Source organism: Paenibacillus vortex V453 (assembly GCF_000193415.1).
In the GTDB taxonomy this organism is placed as follows: Bacteria; Bacillota; Bacilli; order Paenibacillales; family Paenibacillaceae; genus Paenibacillus_AQ; species Paenibacillus_AQ glucanolyticus.
Map to the genome: position 1 here is coordinate 76,440 of NZ_ADHJ01000009.1, position 19,508 is coordinate 95,947.

General features: G+C 50.9%; 15 protein-coding genes and 2 pseudogenes. All 17 read left to right on the top strand.

Annotated elements, in window-relative coordinates; translation table 11 throughout:
- Positions 1-49 precede the first annotated feature (49 nt).
- The 17 genes and pseudogenes from PVOR_RS04340 to PVOR_RS04410 all read left to right on the top strand — a co-directional run bounded on the left by PVOR_RS04340 (position 50) and on the right by PVOR_RS04410 (position 19,501).
- Positions 50-771 (top strand): annotated as a pseudogene (locus PVOR_RS04340) (response regulator transcription factor).
- Complete coding sequence (locus tag PVOR_RS04345; RefSeq protein ID WP_234972774.1) at positions 720-2,135, top strand: sensor histidine kinase; 1,416 nt, start codon at positions 720-722, stop codon at positions 2,133-2,135. The pseudogene PVOR_RS04340 and the gene PVOR_RS04345 overlap by 52 nt, the downstream one beginning before the upstream one ends.
- Positions 2,136-2,387: 252 nt before the next feature.
- Positions 2,388-3,820, top strand: a pseudogene (locus tag PVOR_RS04350) (aspartate ammonia-lyase).
- 242 nt (positions 3,821-4,062) lie between these two features.
- Positions 4,063-5,676, top strand: coding sequence for an ATP-binding protein (locus tag PVOR_RS04355; RefSeq protein WP_100086467.1), 1,614 nt, complete (start codon positions 4,063-4,065; stop codon positions 5,674-5,676).
- 107 nt (positions 5,677-5,783) lie between these two features.
- Complete coding sequence (locus PVOR_RS04360) at positions 5,784-7,406, top strand: Na/Pi cotransporter family protein (RefSeq protein WP_006207868.1); 1,623 nt, start codon at positions 5,784-5,786, stop codon at positions 7,404-7,406.
- 254 nt (positions 7,407-7,660) lie between these two features.
- A complete protein-coding gene (locus PVOR_RS04365; RefSeq protein WP_006207869.1) occupies positions 7,661-8,992 on the top strand; it encodes a hypothetical protein in 1,332 nt (443 codons plus the stop codon).
- Positions 8,993-9,033: 41 nt separating this feature from the next.
- The gene (locus PVOR_RS30925; RefSeq protein ID WP_006207870.1) at positions 9,034-9,174 is read left to right on the top strand and encodes a hypothetical protein; all 141 of its coding nucleotides are present in this window, start codon (positions 9,034-9,036) and stop codon (positions 9,172-9,174) included.
- A gap of 205 nt (positions 9,175-9,379) precedes the next feature.
- Positions 9,380-10,396: an NAD-dependent epimerase/dehydratase family protein gene (locus tag PVOR_RS04370; protein ID WP_006207871.1), complete on the top strand. Its 1,017-nt coding sequence runs from the start codon at positions 9,380-9,382 to the stop codon at positions 10,394-10,396.
- Positions 10,396-11,478 carry a dihydrodipicolinate synthase family protein gene (locus PVOR_RS04375; RefSeq protein WP_006207872.1) on the top strand — a complete coding sequence of 361 codons (1,083 nt, stop codon included), beginning with the start codon at positions 10,396-10,398 and terminating at the stop codon, positions 11,476-11,478. The genes PVOR_RS04370 and PVOR_RS04375 overlap by 1 nt, the downstream gene beginning before the upstream one ends.
- Before the next feature lie 39 nt (positions 11,479-11,517).
- Entirely contained in the window at positions 11,518-12,201 is a 684-nt protein-coding gene (gene sdaAB, locus PVOR_RS04380; RefSeq protein ID WP_006207873.1) for an L-serine ammonia-lyase, iron-sulfur-dependent subunit beta, read from the top strand.
- Positions 12,198-13,127: an L-serine ammonia-lyase, iron-sulfur-dependent, subunit alpha gene (sdaAA, locus tag PVOR_RS04385; protein ID WP_006207874.1), complete on the top strand. Its 930-nt coding sequence runs from the start codon at positions 12,198-12,200 to the stop codon at positions 13,125-13,127. The genes sdaAB and sdaAA overlap by 4 nt, the downstream gene beginning before the upstream one ends.
- Before the next feature lie 112 nt (positions 13,128-13,239).
- The gene (locus tag PVOR_RS30535; RefSeq protein WP_006207875.1) at positions 13,240-13,455 is read left to right on the top strand and encodes a hypothetical protein; all 216 of its coding nucleotides are present in this window, start codon (positions 13,240-13,242) and stop codon (positions 13,453-13,455) included.
- 204 nt (positions 13,456-13,659) lie between these two features.
- On the top strand, positions 13,660-14,640 hold the full coding sequence (locus tag PVOR_RS31345) for an extracellular solute-binding protein (RefSeq protein WP_006207876.1): 981 nt from the start codon (positions 13,660-13,662) through the stop codon (positions 14,638-14,640).
- Positions 14,597-15,277, top strand: a complete 681-nt coding sequence (locus PVOR_RS31350; protein WP_006207877.1) for a hypothetical protein — start codon at positions 14,597-14,599, stop codon at positions 15,275-15,277. Before PVOR_RS31345 ends, PVOR_RS31350 begins: the two co-directional genes overlap by 44 nt.
- A gap of 80 nt (positions 15,278-15,357) precedes the next feature.
- A complete protein-coding gene (locus tag PVOR_RS04400; RefSeq protein ID WP_006207878.1) occupies positions 15,358-16,323 on the top strand; it encodes an ABC transporter permease in 966 nt (321 codons plus the stop codon).
- The gene (locus PVOR_RS04405) at positions 16,317-17,195 is read left to right on the top strand and encodes a carbohydrate ABC transporter permease (RefSeq protein ID WP_006207879.1); all 879 of its coding nucleotides are present in this window, start codon (positions 16,317-16,319) and stop codon (positions 17,193-17,195) included. The genes PVOR_RS04400 and PVOR_RS04405 overlap by 7 nt, the downstream gene beginning before the upstream one ends.
- Before the next feature lie 65 nt (positions 17,196-17,260).
- The gene (locus PVOR_RS04410) at positions 17,261-19,501 is read left to right on the top strand and encodes a helix-turn-helix domain-containing protein (protein ID WP_006207880.1); all 2,241 of its coding nucleotides are present in this window, start codon (positions 17,261-17,263) and stop codon (positions 19,499-19,501) included.
- Positions 19,502-19,508 lie beyond the last annotated feature (7 nt).

Genomic DNA, 19,508 nt, shown 5'->3' on the forward strand with positions numbered 1-19,508 from the left:
CGCACGCCGCTTGGTATACTGAGAGGAGATGAATTCGGAGGTACTATATATGAATCAAAATTATCTCATCGCCGTGATCGACGATGATCAGCATATACGAAATTTGGTGGAGGCTTATTTGCGCAAGGAGGGTTACCGGACCGTTGGGCTTGGAACAGCAGAGGAAGGCTGGGAGATGTGGACAACGAACCCGCCAGATATGTGGGTGCTGGATATTATGCTGCCCGGCATGGACGGTTTCGAATTGTGCAGGCGGATACGCGCGGAAGCTGAGGTCCCCATCATTATGATCTCGGCCAAGGATAGTGAAGTCGATAAAATACTGGGGCTTGAGCTGGGCAGCGATGACTATATGGTCAAGCCGTTCAGCCCCCGTGAGCTGATCGCCCGAATCAAACGGCAGCTCAACCGATGGTATAAATTCAATCATGTAGAGGGTAATGCCAGGGATTGCGGTCAGCGTCCCCGGAGCTTAGCAACGGCCGTCTGCAGTTGATGCTGGAAGAGAGACGTGTGTTCTGGAACGGGGGAGAAGTGGAGATGACCAACAAAGAATTCGAGATGCTGAAAGTATTTGTAGAGCATCCCAATCGTGCGTTTACAAGAGATGAACTGCTGACCTCCGTGTGGGGCGACGACTATTTCGGAAGCGACCGGGCGGTGGATCATCTCATTAAACGTCTTCGCAAGAAGGTGGAGCAGCTGCCGATTGAGGCGATATGGGGACATGGATACCGAATGAGAGCGGATGGGGAGGAATCATCGATATGAAGCTGGTGCATCAGATCAATCTTGCTTTTGCGTTATCGTTAATACTTGTGCTTTCCGTTACAGCCGTTGTCATTCATTACGTGCTGCTGGATCACTTTATCGGAACGCAGCGCAAGGACATGCAGTCCATTGGCGCCGAGCTCTCGGCCAAGCTGGAGACGGCTGCCGCCCAGAGTCTTCCGATCGATAGTACGCCGATAGCCGTTACAGGTTATACGGCTGGCCGGATGGCGAATGTGGAAGTTATTATTCAGGATACTCAAGGAAATGTAGTGATTCCACGGGAAACGGTCACAGCCTATCCGTATGACGCTGCACCGATAAGACCGGTGGAATTCTCGACGGTATCCTTTCAAGCCGCTATGAACAACGATGCGTATCTCACGGAGGTCACGACGGTGCCTCAGGGAACATTAACGCTGCTTACCCCCCTCAGCAAGATCAAGGCGATTGAGCAGGCGCTGCTTGGCCGTTTAATGCTGGTCTTTGGCGTAGGGGCTGTGATGATGTTTATCTTAAGCTTATTCATTACCAAACGGCTGATTAAGCCGCTCATGCTGCTTCGGGAAGAATTGAAGAAGGTGAAGCAGCGCCAGTTCTCCGAAGTAGAGCGTGTTACGGCAAGCGGAGAGATCGGCGTTGTTGCAGACTCTCTGTACGAAATGGCAGGTGAGCTCGAGCGGTACAACCATGTCCAGAAGCAATTTTTCCAGAACGCTTCGCACGAGTTGAAGTCGCCCCTTATGTCCATCTCCGGATATGCGGAAGGAATTCGGGACGGGGTGTTTGAAGGGGAGGACATCCGCAAAGGGCTGGAGATCATTATGAGCGAGAGCGGCCGGATGAGAAATATCGTGACCGAGATGACACTTCTGGCTAAGCTGGACAGCGAGGATGACATATTCAAGGCTACAGCCGTCAACCTGAGGGAGCTTGTGGAGGAAACCATTGAGAGAATCAATCCGGTCTTGGTGAAAAAAGGGCTGTTTGTGCATCCTTCTTATGGGGAGAACGAATCGTTAATTGTGTGCGCTGACCGTGACAAGCTGCTGCAAGCGCTGCTTAACATTGTTTCGAATGGGGCCAGACATGCAAGCAAGCATATTTACATTCAAGCCGGCATCCAAAAAGGCCAGGTGGTGCTTACCGTTTCCGATGACGGAGAGGGCATATCCGATGAGCTGCTTCCGTTCCTGTTCCACCGGTTTGTTAAAGGGAAGAACGGCGAATCCGGCCTGGGGCTGGCGATTGCCCGTGCCATCGTGGAGCGCTGCGGCGGGCTGATTACGGCAGGCAATCGTAAAGAAGGAGGGGCGGTGATCTCGCTTGGTTTTCCGCCGTATCGAACGACCTCCCTTGTGTAGTCTGTGTACGCTTCGTATGGATGTCCATCAACCGAACAAGAGGTATGATGGGTAAGAGAGGCGATTTCTGGGTATTTCTACTTAGAGAAAGCCTCTTTTTTTGCGCACTCACACATATTATTCAATGTTCTCTAACAAAACGCGTAAGCTATAGAGGATTTCCAGTGGGAAGGCAGAATTCTGTATATATCCGGGCAAGCTGGATGATAACAGGTGAAAAGCACGATACAAAATAATCAAAAGGCGATGGTGATGTTGTCCATGGATATGCAGTTTCGGGTTGAAAAGGATTTTCTGGGGGAAAAACAGCTTCCTGTGGAAGCCTATTACGGCATTAATACTGTCAGGGCGGTAGAGAACTTTCCGATCAGCGGGGTACCGATTCACGCCGAGCTTATCTCTGCTCTCGGAGAAGTAAAAAAAGCAGCGGCCCTGGCCAACATGGAGCTTGGCTTGCTTCCCAAAAAGATAGGAAGCGCCATTATCGAGGCGTCAGATGAGATTATTGCGGGCAATCTTCGCTCCGAATTCATTGTCGATTCCATTCAGGGCGGGGCGGGCACTTCGATCAATATGAATATGAATGAGGTGTTGGCGAACCGCGCATTGGAACTCTTGGGGAAACAGAAGGCCGAGTACTTCTACTGCAATCCTAATAATCATGTCAATATGTCACAGTCTACGAATGATGCGATTCCGACAGCCATTCGCATTGCGTCCTACCGCTTGACTCAGGATTTGCTGGGGGTGTTCCGCACACTGGTTGCCGGGATTCAGGACAAGGCCAAGGAATTTGACGATGTCATCAAGATGGGGCGCACGCATCTGCAGGATGCGGTACCGATCCGCCTTGGACAAGAATTCGGGGCTTATGCCAATGTGCTGACACGTGACATCAACCGGATCGACCGGGCGGCACAAGGCTTGTTAGTTGTGAATATGGGTGCCACGGCTGTGGGAACGGGGCTGAATGCTACGCCGGACTATATGCACAGCGTCGTTCAGCATTTGATTGAGCAGACGGGCTTCTCCCTGAAGCAAGCCGAGGATCTGGTGGATGCTACCCAGAACACGGATGCGTACATGGAATTGTCGGCTGCGCTTAAAGTATGTGCCGTTAATTTCTCGAAAATGTGCAACGATATCCGGTTAATGGCTTCCGGGCCGAGAGCGGGCTTGAACGAGCTGAACGTGCCTCCAAGACAGCCGGGCTCGTCGATTATGCCGGGCAAGGTCAATCCGGTTATGGCCGAGGTCATGAACCAGGTTTCGTTCCCAGGTGATCGGCAACGACCACACGATCAGCCGTGGCATGCGAGGCCGGACAATTCGAGCTGAACGTTATGGTTCCGGTCGCGGCCAACAACTTGATGCATTCCCTCAAAATCCTGAAGAACGGGATGGATGTATTCTACAAGAACCTGATAGTCGACCTTCAAGCGAACAAGGAACGCTGCAAGTATTTCGTGGATAACAGCTACGGCATTATTACGGCATTGAATCCGCATCTGGGCTACGATGTGGCATCCAGGCTGGTGAAGGAAGCACAGAAGACGGGCCAAGGCATCAAGGAGATTATTCTGGAGCAGGGGCTTTTGACAGAGGATCAGATCCGGGTCATCCTGGACCCGTATCATATGACTTCCCCTGGCATTGCCGGTGAAGAGTTCCTCTTGAACCAATAAGGATCATGTGACCTATACAATAACAAGGAGCCGATCAAGATTCATATCTTGGTCGGCTCCTTATATTTTCGTGGTTGAAGACAGACATACGGGACTGCCTGTTCAGCAAGTCCTGATAGTGCTAAGATGAAGGCTTGGATGGGTGTGATTTTCTTGGGTTTACTGCCAGGCTCCATTTGCCGATAAAAGTGATAGAATAGACGGAAATGACATTAAAGTGGCAGTATGATAAAAAGGGGTATGTGATTTTGGACAAACCATTTGGTGAAATAACCGATCAGGAGATCATTCGGCAGGCAAAACAGCAGTGTATAGACAAGGGGATGAACCCGGAGCTTGTTCCAACACATACTCATCGGTTGAATGATGAAGCATTGGCCGTCAGGCGTGCAAAATATAGTGAATACATCGAAGTGATACAAGCATTCGTAAATAAGTTTCTTTCTTCCGGATCCGGGAACCCCGTCTTGATTACGATTACGGATAATGAAGGATTCATTCTTGATTTTGCCGGGGACCCGACCATCATTGAAACGGCCCGGTATTTGGGTATCGTCGAGGGCAGCGGCTATTGCGCGGAAGATGGCCCAAGCTCGATCGATCTGTGCCTTAACTACAAACGGCCGTTTACGTTAATTGGAGAGGATCATTTTCATCAGATTCTTCACGGCATGGCCTGTTATTCGGCACCCTTTCATGGCGAGAGCGGCAAGGAGATTATAGGGACCATCTCTTTGATGACAAACAAGGAATTTGTTCACCCGCATCTTCATGCCTTGCTATGCACCATGGCCGATTCCCTGGAGCGGGAGATGGTTACCCGCAAACAGAATACACAGCTGCAGACCTTGAACCAGGTGCTCCTCGGCACGAACCATTACGGTGTCATTATTACGGATGCCCAGGGTCAGATTCTGGAGATGAACGAACACTGTCTGAGTCTGTTGTGCCCAGATCGGAGTGACCGGGACCGGTCGAACTATGTGAGCCGCTCGGTGTTCGGAATCAAGCCGATTGGCGAGTATTATGAGCGGGTGATACAGAGGCAGGAAGTCTGCATCGGAGAGGAGCTCTCGCTCGAAATATCCGGGAATGTGAACCACTATATCCTCGACGTCCAGCCGGCGTATGACCGGAAGGGGCAGATCATGCGGGTGGTGGGTTCCCTTCGGGATATTACGGAGATGAAGCGAACCGAGGAAGTGCTGCGCAACACGGAAAAGCTGGTGTTTGCCGGTCAGGTTGCCGTAAGTATTGCCCATGAAGTGCGCAATCCGCTTACAACCGTGAAGGGAATGCTGCAGTTGGCCAATAAGGATGCCCGGCTCCGCCATTATGACTTGATCATGTCCGAGCTGGAGCGCGCTAATCTGATGGTCGGGGAGTTCATGATTCTGGGCAAACCTCAGGCTGCGGTATTGAAGCAGGAGGATTGCGGCGAAATCCTGGAAGAGGTGCTCCATCTGTTTGCGATTCAGGCGGAACTCAGCGGGATTGAGATGACCCAATGTTTTGTGCAGAATGCAGTGATTCTGTGTGACCGGAACCAGATTAAGCAGGTCTTTCTTAATATTCTGAAAAATGCGATGGAAGCCCTGCCTTATGGCGGCAATATTCATATTCGTCTGGATGTGCAGGAGGGTTATCAGCGCGTGATCTTTACAGATAACGGCTCCGGCATGACGGAGGAAGTGCTTCAGCGGATCGGGGAGCCGTTTCATACAACCAAGCCGGACGGCAACGGCCTTGGCATTATGATTGTCCATCGGATCATGGAGAGCCATCATGGCCGAATTGTCATTCGGAGCGAGGAAGAGCGGGGTACCTCGGTCGAAATAGGTCTGCCCCTCCCGTAATATGTCGATACTTAGATAGGTATATCTTATCTGGAAATTGTGCTAAATTATTAGAGGGTTTTTTATAACCTTACTACGTGTGTAACATCAGAAGGAGGATTTATCTCTTGGATTGGCAAGACATCCTATTTAAGTTTGTAGGCGGCTTGGGTATTTTTCTATTCGGCATCAAATATATGTCGGACGGGCTGCAGAAGTCGGCAGGAGACAAGATGCGCGGGTTGCTGGAGAAATATACATCCAACCCGGTGCTGGGCGTGCTGGTTGGGGTCGGGGTTACGATTCTTATCCAATCCTCATCGGGAACAACCGTTATGGCCATCGGGTTGGTTAATGCAGGATTGATGACGCTTAAGCAGGCAATCGGCGTGATCATGGGAGCCAATATCGGAACAACCATGACTGCTTTTATCGTCGGAATCAAGATTGAAGAATATGCTTTGCCTATTATTGCAGTAGGTGCGTTCTTTTTATTTTTCTTTAACAAGAAGAAATTTCAATATATTGGCCAAGTCGTTTTTGGTTTCGGGACCCTTTTCCTGGGGTTGTCGACCATGGGCAGCGGCGTGAAGCCGCTTAGCGAGCTTCCTGCGTTTACGGACTTTATGATCCAATTGCAGGACCAGCCTTTATTGGCTCTTATTGTAGGTACTGTATTCACGATGATTGTCCAAAGCTCCAGCGCAACCATCGGTATATTACAAACGATTGCTGATGAAGGCATGATCAGTCTGAAGGGATCGCTGCCGATCCTGTTTGGCGATAATATCGGCACAACGATCACAGCGGTGCTGGCTTCCATCGGGGCCACGGTTGCAGCGAAGCGCACAGCGCTGGTACACGTTATTTTTAACGTCATTGGAGCCATTATCTTTATGATTCTGCTGGTGCCCGTGCACTCCCTGGTCCTGTGGCTTGGCGAAGGCGTCAATATCCGGATGCAGATTGCATACGCACACGGAATCTTTAATACAACCAATGCCTTGATCTTCCTGCCATTAATTCCGGCTCTGGCATGGCTGGTAACCAAGGTTATTCCGGGTAAAATGCAGGAGATTGAATTCAAGGCGATTTATCTGGATGAACGCTTGCTGGCGACGCCGGCGGTTGCGTTCGGACAAGCCCAGCATGAGATTTTACGCATGGGGCAGTATGCCCGTGAGACGCTTAATGATGCGTCAACCTTCTTTTTCAGCAGGGAATCCCGAGTGGGGGAGCTTGCCTTGCAGAAGGAAGAGCTCATTAACGAACTGAATCGGAAAATTACCGATTATATGGTGAAAATCCAGCAGCAGAACGGCCTGCCCGAGGGTGAATCGGAGAAAGCCTCCGGCTGGTTCCAACTTGTGAATGATATTGAGCGGATTGGCGATCATGCGGAAAACATCGTAGAGCTGTCTGAATTCAGCATTAATAAAAAGGTTGAATTCTCGGAAGAAGCCGGGCGTGAATTGAAAGAGATGCTCACCCTTGCCGACAAGGCGGTGGAACGGGCACTTGCCGCACTGGAGCATAATGATGTGACTGCGGCGCAGGAGGTACTGGATTATGAGCGGGAACTGGATGAGATGGAGGTCAAATTCCGCAAGAGTCACATTCAGCGTCTGAACCAGAATCTGTGCACAGGCAACTCCGGAGCGGTATATCTGGATATTCTGAGCAACCTGGAGCGTGTCGGGGACCACAGCAAGAACATTGCTCAATTTGTCATGCACGAAGAACAAACTTAATATAGGTTGATTCCATAAAAGCAGCGCTGATCATGTTGGTCCACTTGAAACTTGGGGGACAAGCATGGCAGCGCTGTTTGTTGTTTCCTTATCGTGTTCGCCTGACTGAATCACCAGATTGGTGCAGGGGTGAGTTTACGAATGGGGGGCTGTATTCACTTGCCAAATTTCCGATTGCGGGTATGATTTAGGTATCCGTGCCTGCCTGCCCCATGCGGCTTCTCGGAAATGGGAATGATGGGAGTGAAGGAATCATGACAGAGCGTAACCGTACCCCTGTCCAGCAAATCCGTATCGGCATTATTGGAACCCAGACGATCGTTGACAAGATTTTGAAGGTCATTGAAACCTTTCCTTCCTTTGACCCTGTGCCGCTTGTATTTCAGGATGAGGCTGAAGCACCTGCCCTGGCTGAACGAATCGGAAGCGAGGTCGAGGTAATGTTCCTCTCGGATCCGTTGTCACAGCGTAAGGTGAAGGATCTCGGCCAAGTCGAAATTCCGGTTCATTATGTACCCGTTACGGACGCGGGGTTGTATAAAGCCCTGTTTTATGCCGGACAGAGGGGAAGGCTTGCAGGAGGAATATCGGTGGATACGTTAACAGAGGCGATGGTGGTTCGGACCATGAAGGATCTGGGCATTCCTGCTGTACAGGCTGTCATATACGATGGGCCTGCCTATGCCCCGAAGCAGAGCCTGATTGCCTTTCACCGGTCTCAATATGAATCCGGCACGAGTTTTGTTGCGTTTACCGGGGTTGAGTCTGTAGCCGATGAGCTGACACAGCTCGGGATACCGAATGAATGGCTGCTGCCTTCCGATCAGGATATTGTGGTATCGCTGGAACGGGCTTTGTTGTCTACGGCCTCCCGCCGGAGTCGGGAGGGCCAGATTGTGGTCGGCATGATCAATATAGATGATTTCGGCGCCCAGGCACTGCGAAGGAATAATGAGCATGAAGTCCAGAAGCTGAAGCTGGACATCCACCGAATGGTGCTGGATTATGTGGAGTCGCTTGATGGTTATCTGACCCATCTGGGCGGGGATGAGTATTTGTTTTTTACAACGCGGGGCATCTTCGAACGGGAAACCGGTGGCTACAAAACCATTCCCCTGGCCAAAGACGTGAACAAAACCTACGGCATTTCGCTCAGCATCGGCATGGGCTTCGGCCAATCGGCCAGTCTGGCGGGGACTAACGCACGCATCGCGATGCGCAAAGCGAAGGAGGTGGGCGGCAACGCCTGCTTCATCGTACGGGAAGATGGAACGCTGATTGGACCGCTGGAGATGGCCGATCCGGTGCAGGAGGTGTTGTCTTTTACCGATGCGGAGCTGATCAAGCGGGCAGAGGACGCAGGCATGACCAGCGCCTATTTAAGCAAACTGCTGAACCAGCGCGCACGCTCGGGTAAATACGAATACAAGGTCCATGAGCTTGCCCATCTGCTGGACATTACCGTTCGGAGTGCACACCGGCTGCTCCAGCTGTGGACGGACAATGATCTGGTCAAAATCGCGGGGATCGAGAAGGTGCCGCGGGGGAGACCCAGACAAATCTTCCGGTTCACCTTTCTGGAATAAGCTATCATAAATGCGCTATAATGGTAGATGAGGTGATGGTTTTGAAGAGTACGAGAACGAAAGCTAAGTTTTCCCGCTTTGAGAAAATCTTTATCTTTACGCTGCTGGGACTGGCAGCATCCTTCATTATTGCCTTCTTTGTACTTCGATATATTGTGCTGAACATTTCGTTTGCTCCCTGAGCTCAGGGAGCTTTTTTTCATGCATGGATAAGGGGTTCTGTACTTGTTGCGAAGAACCTAACGATAAAACCTCTCCCGAGAAGGAGACAACCGGAGATCATCTCGCATCAACCAATCTTATTTAAAGACGATTAAAAGATTTGTCTTTATATTGAGTAGGGCCGTATGATGAAGGGGAATCACATATCGGAGGAGGAGATTGTTGATGTTAACCGTTGCGGAATTAGAAGCAAAGCTGGCTGCGCCATCAGAGCAGCTTGTTACCGATCTGGCGTCTTTGGAGGGCGATATCCTTGTGCTGGGCGTCGGCGGAAAAATGGGCCCAAGCCTTGCGAGACTTGCGGCTAATGCCGTTCGTGAAGGCGGTGGCAGCAAGCGGATCATCGGGGTGTCCCGGTTTAGCAATGCCGAAGCCAGACGCGAATTGGAAGAGGCGGGCGTAGCGACCATTTCATGCGATCTGCTGAACGATGATGAGCTCCAGCAGCTGCCAGAAGCTGCCAATGTGGTCTACATGGCAGGGAATAAATTCGGCACAACGGGCCGTGAATATTTTACCTGGGCGATGAATGCCTATTTGCCGGGCCGGGTGGCCGAGAAATTCAAGACATCCCGCATGGTGGTGTTCTCATCGGGAAATGTGTATCCGTTCTCAGCGGTGAGCAGTGGCGGAGTCAACGAATCCGTGGCACCGGAGCCGGTCGGAGAGTACGCGCAGTCCTGCCTGGGAAGAGAGCGCGTCTTTGAGTACTTCTCTCACAAGAATGGAACTCCGATGGCGGTGTACCGTTTGAATTATGCGATTGATATGCGCTATGGCGTTCTTCATGAATTGGCCAAAACGATCCATGAGGATCGTCCGATTCACCTTGCGATGGGGCATGCGAATATGATATGGCAGGGGGATGCCAACGAAATGGCGCTCCGCTCACTCCTGCATTGCAGCACGCCGCCCGAAATCATTAACATTACCGGACCGGAGACGATGTCGATCCGCTGGGCGGCGCAGGAACTGGCCACACGAATGGGCAAGGAAGTGAGCTTTACGGGTACCGAGTCCGAGACGGCGCTCCTGAACAATGCTTCGAAATCTCACCAGCTGTTCGGTTATCCGAGGGTGTCTTTACTGCAGATGCTGGACTGGACCGCTGAATGGGTATTATCCGGCGGCGAAAGCTGGAATAAGCCGACTCACTTCCAAGAGAGAAAGGGGAAATTCTAATGAGCGGACAGGTCCCTACAGCCCAGCAGCTGGCGCCCGAGAAGCTGAAGGCCCTTCATGAAGGACTCGTTATTCCGGCGCACCCGCTTGCCTTGGATGAGAACCGGAGGCTGGATGAACGTCGCCAGCGGGCATTAACCCGCTATTATGCCGCCTCCGGTGCAGGAGGTGTTGCGGTTGGTGTTCATTCCACTCAATTCGAGATTCGAGACAAAGGCATCGATCTGTATGAACCGGTGCTGCGTCTTGCAGCAGAGGAAATTCGCAAGGCTGCGCCTGCTCGACCCTTTATCATGGTGGCCGGAGTCTGTGGTCCGACGGAACAGGCGGTGGAGGAGACGGAGGTTGCTCGCAGGCTTGGTTATGATGCGGTTCTTCTCAGTATGGGCGGCTTAAACGGCTGGAGCGAGGAGGACATTCTGGAGCGCACGGAGAGAATTGCGAGCATCATGCCGGTGATCGGATTCTATCTTCAGCCATCGGTTGGCGGCAATATCTTCTCGTTCGACTTCTGGCGAGCATTCGCTGAAATTCCGAATATCGTTGCTATCAAAATGGCTCCCTTCAACCGCTACCAGACGATTGACGTCGTTCGTGCCGTCTGTTATTCAAGCCGCAGCGAGGATATTGCGCTATATACGGGGAACGATGACAACATCGTTAACGATCTGCTGACAACGTATCGGTTCCGGGTGAACGGAACGATGGTCACCAAGCCGATTGTCGGCGGCCTGCTTGGTCACTGGGCGGTTTGGACGAATAAAGCGGTGAAGCTGCTGGAAGAGATCAAGGAAGCCCGCGGACAGGACCACCTTGCCAAGGAATGGCTGACCCGTAATGCCGAGGTCACGGATTCCAATGCAGCCTTCTTCGATCCTGCACATCAGTTTGCAGGCTGCATTCCAGGCATTCATGAGGTGCTCCGCAGACAGGGGCTGCTGCGAGGCACATGGTGCCTGAATCCGCATGAAACGCTGTCTTCGGGCCAATCCGCGGAGATTGACAGAGTTTACCGGGACTATCCGCATTTGAACGATGATGAATTTATTCAAGAGCACTTGGAAAGATGGCTCGCGGACTGATACAATGAGGGCAGAATAGTCGAAAGTGGGGAATCGCGCATGCGGTTTAAAGATGTATTTTCTATTATTGGGCCCAGTATGGTAGGGCCGTCCAGCTCTCATACCGCAGGGGCCGTGCGGATCGGCAGAGCTGCGCGGCGCATATTTGGAGCGTTCCCCGATCAGGCGGAAATTGTATTTTACGGTTCTTTTGCTGAAACCTACCGCGGTCACGGCACCGATCTGGCTGTCGTGGGCGGATTGCTCGATTTTGCCACGGACGATATGCGCATCCGGAATTCCATTGAACTTGCCGAAGCGGCAGGCATCGAACTCAAGTTCAGGACCGCACAGAATGTGGCCTTTCATCCGAATACCGTGGAGTTAAGACTGAAAGACGGGGAGCATACCGATATCATTGCAGGCGCTTCCATTGGCGGAGGCAGTGTGGAGATGCTGCGCGTGAATGGTTTTGACGTCAAGTTTACGATGAATTATCCGGTGCTGCTCGTCTTCCATGATGATACGCCGGGCATGGTCGCCCATATTACCAGACTCCTGGATGGCGGCGGCGTGAACATTGCCTATATGGATGTGGATCGTAAGGGAAGGGGCGGCGATGCCATGACGGTAGTCGAGTCGGATGAGGCGGTTCCTGTTGAGCTGATGAAGCATATTGAAGGACTGCCGAGTGTGCATCGCGTCGTAGTTGCGGATTTGACCGCAGAGGAGGTACAGTCATGAAATTCTCTACACTGGAGCAGATTATCGCATGCTGCCGGGAGGATCAGGTTACGATAGGCCAGCTCATGCTGAAGGAGCAGATCAAGGAGACCGGCAAGAGCGAGGAAGAGACATTCAAGCAGATGGCCGACTACTATGGCATCATGAAGGAAGCGGTCCACCGGGGAATTCATGAACCGGTCCCTTCCAAAAGCGGGCTGACCGGCGGGGATGCGGTTCGTGTTCATCAGTATATGAGCAGCGGCGTACCCGCGCTGGGCACCGATGCTTGTACGGCACTGGCTTATGCCTTGTCTGTATCGGAAGTGAATGCTTCAATGGGACGCATCGTGGCTACACCGACTGCGGGGTCATGCGGCATTATTCCCGGAGTGTTTGTCAGTACCCAGGAGCGGTTCGGCTGGGATGACGAGCACCTGGTTATGGGGCTGTTCAGTGCAGGCGCGATCGGATATGTGATTGCCAACAATTCCTTTATTTCCGGTGCTGAGGGCGGTTGTCAGGCGGAAGTCGGCTCGGCCATCGGCATGGCAGCAGGAGCATTGACAGAACTGCGGGGCGGCACGCCTGAGCAGGCCGTTCATGCTGTAGGCCTCGCACTGAAGAATTCCCTCGGGCTTATCTGTGACCCGGTCGGCGGTTTGGTGGAGATCCCCTGCATCGTGCGCAACGGCTTCGGTGCCGTGACGGCACTGGCAGCTTCAGACATGGCGCTTGCCGGCGTACGCAGTGTCATTCCATCCGATGAAGTGATTGGCGTGATGCTGGAAGTGGGCACGGCCATGCCGTCCAAGCATAGGGAAACGGCGAAGGGCGGACTTGCACAGACACCGACGAAGGAAAAAAATCCTGAAGGACCTGTACGGCAAGGAAGGCAAGAAACTGAGGGAAAAGGGTGCCAAAGCAAAAAAAGATCTACCGGCTGAGTGAACTTACATCCTCTGTGACCCGCTGCAATAGAACTCCCTAAGTGTTCTGCCCCGTAAATGTACGATGAAGAAGAGAAGAAATTTAACATGCTCCGTGAGGGATTTCGTTATGAAATCCCTCTATTTTTTTATCTATTTCTACCGCTTTAGCATTTTCCACATGTTAATAAAGCTTGATGCTGTGCGGGTTTTCAGCGCTCGGACCTCAAAAAGCGGAAAAAAACAGCATCTCGCAGAAATACACTGCTTTACGAATGATGGAAGCGTTTTTATGATGTGGATGGGTGGAAAAAGACATGCCGGCGAATCGGCAGCAGCTGCCTGAACCATTTTAGAATATTCCCTGTTTGGGATAGGGAGTTCACAACTTGAGGAGGAGTGATAGGGAGTATCTTGCATTGAACATGTTGTCAGCAGAATACAGCAGGCGAGAAAAGACGAGAAGAATGACGGGGGTAGAATAGCGATTGCGCACAGGTTCAGTCAGTGGAATTCAATGACAAAGAATAGATTTAGAGGAGGCAAGCACATGACAAAAAAATGGCTATGCATGGTACTTGTGTTCACATTCATCGTTTCGATGCTGGCAGCATGCAGCGGAGGAGACAAAGGGGCCGCTCCGAAAGCGGGCGAAGAAACGGCACCGTCTCCTTCGGTACCGGCAAATCCTGACCAATACGGGGATACCGGCGGGCTTGCGCTTCCGCTCGTGGATAAACCAACCACGATTACGTGGATGGTTGCGAGCGAGAAGACCAATTTGAATGATTCCCTCATTGCCAAAGAAATAGAGAAACGGACGGGAATCAAGGTGAACTTTCAAGCATATTCACCGGCAACCTTCGCTGATAAATTGAGAGTGACGGTGGCCTCCGGCAAGCTCCCGGACGTATTCCACGGGCTTACGCCATCGGAACTTAAGAAGATCGGTCAGCAAAATGCGGTCGTGGCTATCAATGAATACATCGATATGCTGCCAAACTTCAAGAAATTGTATGTCGAGGAGAATCCGTGGGTCATATCGTCCTTCGGCGATCAAGAGGGCAATATTTACACCTGGCCGATTGCCAACATCAACCGCGACGTCAATCACGGTTTTCTGTACCGCAAGGATGTATTTGATGAAATTGGGATAAAAGAATGGAGCACGACGGAAGAATTCTATGAAGCTTTGAAAAAGCTGAAAGAAGCCCATCCGGACTCCTATCCCTACGCTTCGAAAACCAAAGAGTTCATTTTCCGTGATTGGTCTTACGGATGGGGGCTTGGAGGCAAAGATTATCCTACTTATTATGACGAGGCATCCAAGCAGTGGAAGTATGCCTCCATCCAGCCGGAACATAAAGAGATGATTGATTTCATGAAGAAGCTGTACAACGAAGGGTTGATGGACCCTGAATTTCTGACGGATACGGATGAGTCCTGGACAGCCAAGATGACATCCGGCAACAAGTCCTTCGTAACCTTTGTACTGGATCGGCCGACTCGACCTGTTCTACAACCAGATTAAGGATCAGAACCCGAATTATAATCTCCGTTACGGCACGCCGGTTGGACCGACAGGCAACGGGGCTACGCTGCCCAAGATCGACAACAGTTTCAGTATTGCTGTAGCCAACAACGATAACAAGGAAGCAGCGCTCAAGCTTCTTGATTATTTAACAAGCCCGTCGGGTGCGACCCTTGTCACGATGGGGGTTGAAGGAGAGACATTCAAGATCGAAGGCGATAAGGCGGTTTATCCGGAGCTTACCGATGTACCGCTCGTGGACATTAAAGTGCTGGAGGACCGTTATGGATTGTGGCTGCAGGGGATGTATGTAAACTCCGACAAACGCAGTGTGTATTACAACTTTACGGAGAAGGAGCAGGAAGCGCAGGATAAGCGCCTGAATGCAGGCAACTTTGAGCCGTACGATCCCATCCTGAACTTTACGGATGAGGAAACATCGAAGATTGCCGAGCTTCATACCGCGCTCAACAAATCGGCGAATGAGTTCAATTCCAAATACATTCTGAACAAGAATTATGGAGATGCCGAGTGGCAGCAATGGCAGGCAGCGGCCGAGAAGCAAGGGGCTTCCCAATTGGTTGAAATTTTCAACAACGCACAGAAGCGATTTGATGAGGCAAATGCATCCAAGTAATGAAGACAGAATAAAGCTGCTCGTAGGCAGCATCCGTTCTTATACCGATGCTGCCCCTTCAGCTTTAAGGAGGTTACCCCATGGCCAGTGCAGGCACCAAAACGAGTAATGCCCGGCCCCGTGCCGGATTTGCCAAGCGAACGACTGCAGCTTTTCAGCGTATCAAACGCGATAGACAGCTTCTGATATTGCTGATTCCCTGCCTGCTCTTTTACCTCATTTTCCGATATGGGCCGCTATACGGCATGATCATTGCCTTCAAGGACTACAGCGTGTTCACCGGCATATTGGAGAGTGATTGGGTGGGACTGAAGCATTTCGAGAAATTTTTCGGCAGCGCTGATTTTTGGATGCTGTTCAAGAACACCCTGCTGCTTGGCGTATACAATCTGATCTTCGGATTTCCGTTCCCGATCATTTTGGCAATTCTCCTGAACGAGGTGAGGATCAAATGGTTTAAGAAGTCGGTTCAGACGCTAAGCTACCTTCCCTCTTTCCTGTCCGTGGTCATTATCAGCAGCATGATTATCGATTTTCTCTCGCCCAATCAAGGCATCCTGAATCAGCTTCTGGCCTCCCTCGGGTTTGAGAAGAAATATTTCCTTATCGATCCGAATTGGTTCCGGACCATCTATGTGTCCTCGGATATTTGGGCTAACGTCGGGTACGAAGCGATTATCTATATGGCTGCCATCGCCGGGATCAGTCCTTCCTTGTACGAAGCAGCCAAAGTCGATGGTGCGAAGAGGCGCCATATGATATTCAGGATTACGATACCGGCCATAATGCCTACCATCATTATCATGTTCATTCTGAAGACCGGATCGATGCTCCGCATCGGCTATGAGAAGGTGCTGCTGCTCTACAACCCGATGACCTATGAGGTGGCGGACGTATTCTCCACCTATGTGTATCGCAAAGGACTTCTGGAAGCGAATTACAGCTATGCGACTGCCGTTGGGCTGTTCGAGGCGCTGGTGGCTATGATCCTGCTCCTGTCGTCCAACTATTTAAGCAAGAGATTGGGAGGGAGCGGACTATGGTAAGCAAGCGGTTCAGACTCAGAAACATCTCCCTGTTTCATGTGATCAATACACTGATTCTGCTCAGTTTGGCCGTCGTGACGGTGTATCCGGTCATTTACATTACGGCGGTTTCACTCAGTTCAACCTCGGAGGTTGTGCAAGGCCATGTTACGTTGTTTCCCAGAGGGTTCAATCTGGAGGCGTACGCCCAGGTTCTTACGGATAATCGGGTTCCGCGGGCTTATCTGAACACGTTGATGTACACAGCGCTCGGAACGGCAATCAATCTGTTGCTGACAGCCATAGCAGCCTATCCGCTGGCGCGCAGGGATATGTTCGGCCGCAATTTCTTTTTGATGGCCATCATTCTGACCATGTTTCTGAATCCGGGAATTATCCCTAATTATCTCATTGTGTCGGAACTAGGGCTGATTGACAGCGTATGGGCACTTGTACTTCCGAATGCGATTTGGACCTTTGAGCTTCTGATCTTAAAAAGCTTTTATGAAAATATGTCCGAATCGCTGCGTGAAGCGGCCGTTGTGGATGGAGCGTCTGAATACCGTATCCTGTTCCAGATCGTGATTCCTCTCTCAAAGCCTGCACTGGCATCCATCGGGTTGTTTTATTTCATGGGGCATTGGAACAGCTTCTTTATCCCCATGATTTATCTGAATGATGCCAACATGTATCCGCTGCAGGTGGTGCTCCGGGACATGCTGATATTCAGTGAAGGCGGCAATAATGCAAGCCTGGTCGATTCCTCGGCATTGGCGCCGCAGGCCATGAAGAACGCTACGATTGTGTTGTCCATGATTCCGGTGCTGCTCATCTATCCGTTTGCCCAGAAGTATTTTGCGAAAGGGGTTATGCTGGGTTCGGAGAAGGGATGACAGGAAGGGACAAGGACCGCGCTTGTTGAATATGAAGGAATGACATCCAAGAGAGGTGATTCCGAATGAATCGATTGATCGCGAGCAGGGGGCTGCTTCAGATTTTTTTCGCTTTGCAGCTCGTCATCGGCATCATGTTCATATTCAATTACATTGTGTACAAAAATTCCATCAACGGAATTTATGACAAGGTGAGCGAGAACAACCGGATGGTGATCAAAAATATAATTCAGTCGTTCGACACCCACTTCTCCTCTGTAAACAATCTGATTTTTAACATTCACTCGCTTCCTTCGGACCGGGTGAAGCTGGATAACGGCTCGATGGACATGGAGAAGGTTATCTCGCTTCGGGACAGCATCGCAAGTTTTGCTTCGAACATGGATATCGTGGAGGATGTGATCGTTTCGTTTGACGATCATGATCTGGCGATTACGAGCCGCGGGACCAGCAATTTGGATGCCTTGTTCGACAGAAGGTACAAGTCCCAGAAGTTCAACTCCATGTTCTGGAAGACCTTCACCCGGTCGGAGCATGAGCTTACGGTCTTTCCCGCTGAGGTTTACGCGGATATGGCCAGCGGATTCGGAAGAAATCTGATGATCGCTGTCGACAGCAACAAGGTCAGGATGTCGAATAAGAACCTCATGGTTCTGATTAATGTGAACAAGCTGCTCAAGGGGATCGATCTGCATTCGATGATGCCAGGCGCCTCGCTTATCGTGATGGATGCGGACAAGAACGTCATTCTGAGCACGGAGGAGAATCTGGATCTGGTGGATATCCTGAACGATGTCTACTTCAATCCTTCCCAGGAGGCTTCCCTGACTCACGGCAACTATGAATACAACTTCTACAAATCGGACTATAACGGCTTCATCTATATAAACAAGCTGCCTTATAAGTTTCAGAATATCGATTCCGTCACAAACGCCAACCGGTGGATCATGTACGGCGCGATTGTGCTGGCCGCAATTCTCTCCTTGCTGCTGAGTATTTACCTGTACCGGCCGGTGAAGAACATTGTGCACCTGCTCGGGGGCAGTTCGCTTAAAGGAAATGATTTTGTGAAAATTCAAAGCGGTATCATCAAGGTGCAGCGGGAGAATGAATCCCTGAAGAAGCAGATGGACCTGGTGGATGAAGATATTCGCCGCAGCGTATTCCTGCAGACGCTGGATGGTCATCACCATTCACGTGAGCAGGAAATGCAGATGCAGAAGCACTATACGCACTTTTTTCAGTGCCGTCATTTTATGATGGCGGCTGTGTATTTGCAGGCGTCGGGTAAGGAGGCAGTCAAGGCGGACTTTGTCTTGGAGGAGCTGACGGCTCAGATTCGCAGCAGCCTGCAGGAGCGTTATGGGCATGCGGTGGTTTATCATGTGGAACAGCTGAAATTTCTCGCGTTAATCGGCTTGGACCAGCCCTCGGGGCGCAGGCAGCTGGTACGGGGGTTCGAAGAATACATCGATATGTTCAACCGGGAGTTTGCCGATTCGTTTAAGGCATGGGGATGTGTCAGCAGGACCTATGAATCCAAGATTAGCAATTGCCGTGAAGCCTATCGGAACATTCAGGACGGCCTGCTGTACCGCAACGTGAATGCGGACACGGATATGGTGGATACCGAGCAGATCCGCTATGTGCCGGATCTTTATTATCCCCTCCAGCAGATTGAGAAATTGAGCAATTGCATGCTCAGCGGCAAGGTGGATGAAGGATTGCAGATTGTGAACGACATATTTCAGCACAATGTGAATCTTCAGATCCATCATCATCAGATGGTTCACGTCACGAAGAGCATGTTCTTTCTTGTCATGAAGCAGGCGGATTCGCCGTCTGCCGACCGCCATGAGCTGTTCCGGCTGGAGAGTGATTTCATCAGGAAGGTCGATCAGGCATTTACCTGTGAAGAACTTCAGAAGGCGCTGATCGAGGTGATGCGCGTGGTGGCAAATACGCGGAACCATGACCCGCGAAGCAAGCTGAATCCCGCATTCATCTCTCAATATATCGAACTTCATTATATGGAGAATTTGTATTTGGATCATATGGCTGAAGTGCTGGATACCAGTTCGAAATACTTTTCGAATTATTTCAAGAAAACATTTGGCGTGAACTACGTGGAGTATTTGAACAAGGTCCGATTATCGCATGCGCGGGAGTATCTTCGGAACACGGACTTAAGCATTGCCGAAATCGGAGAGAAGACGGGGTATTCGAACTCATCCACGTTTACAACGACCTTTAAGAAATATAGCGGCGTCTCGCCGAGCGAATATCGAAAAGCATCAGGAAAATAAAGCGAAG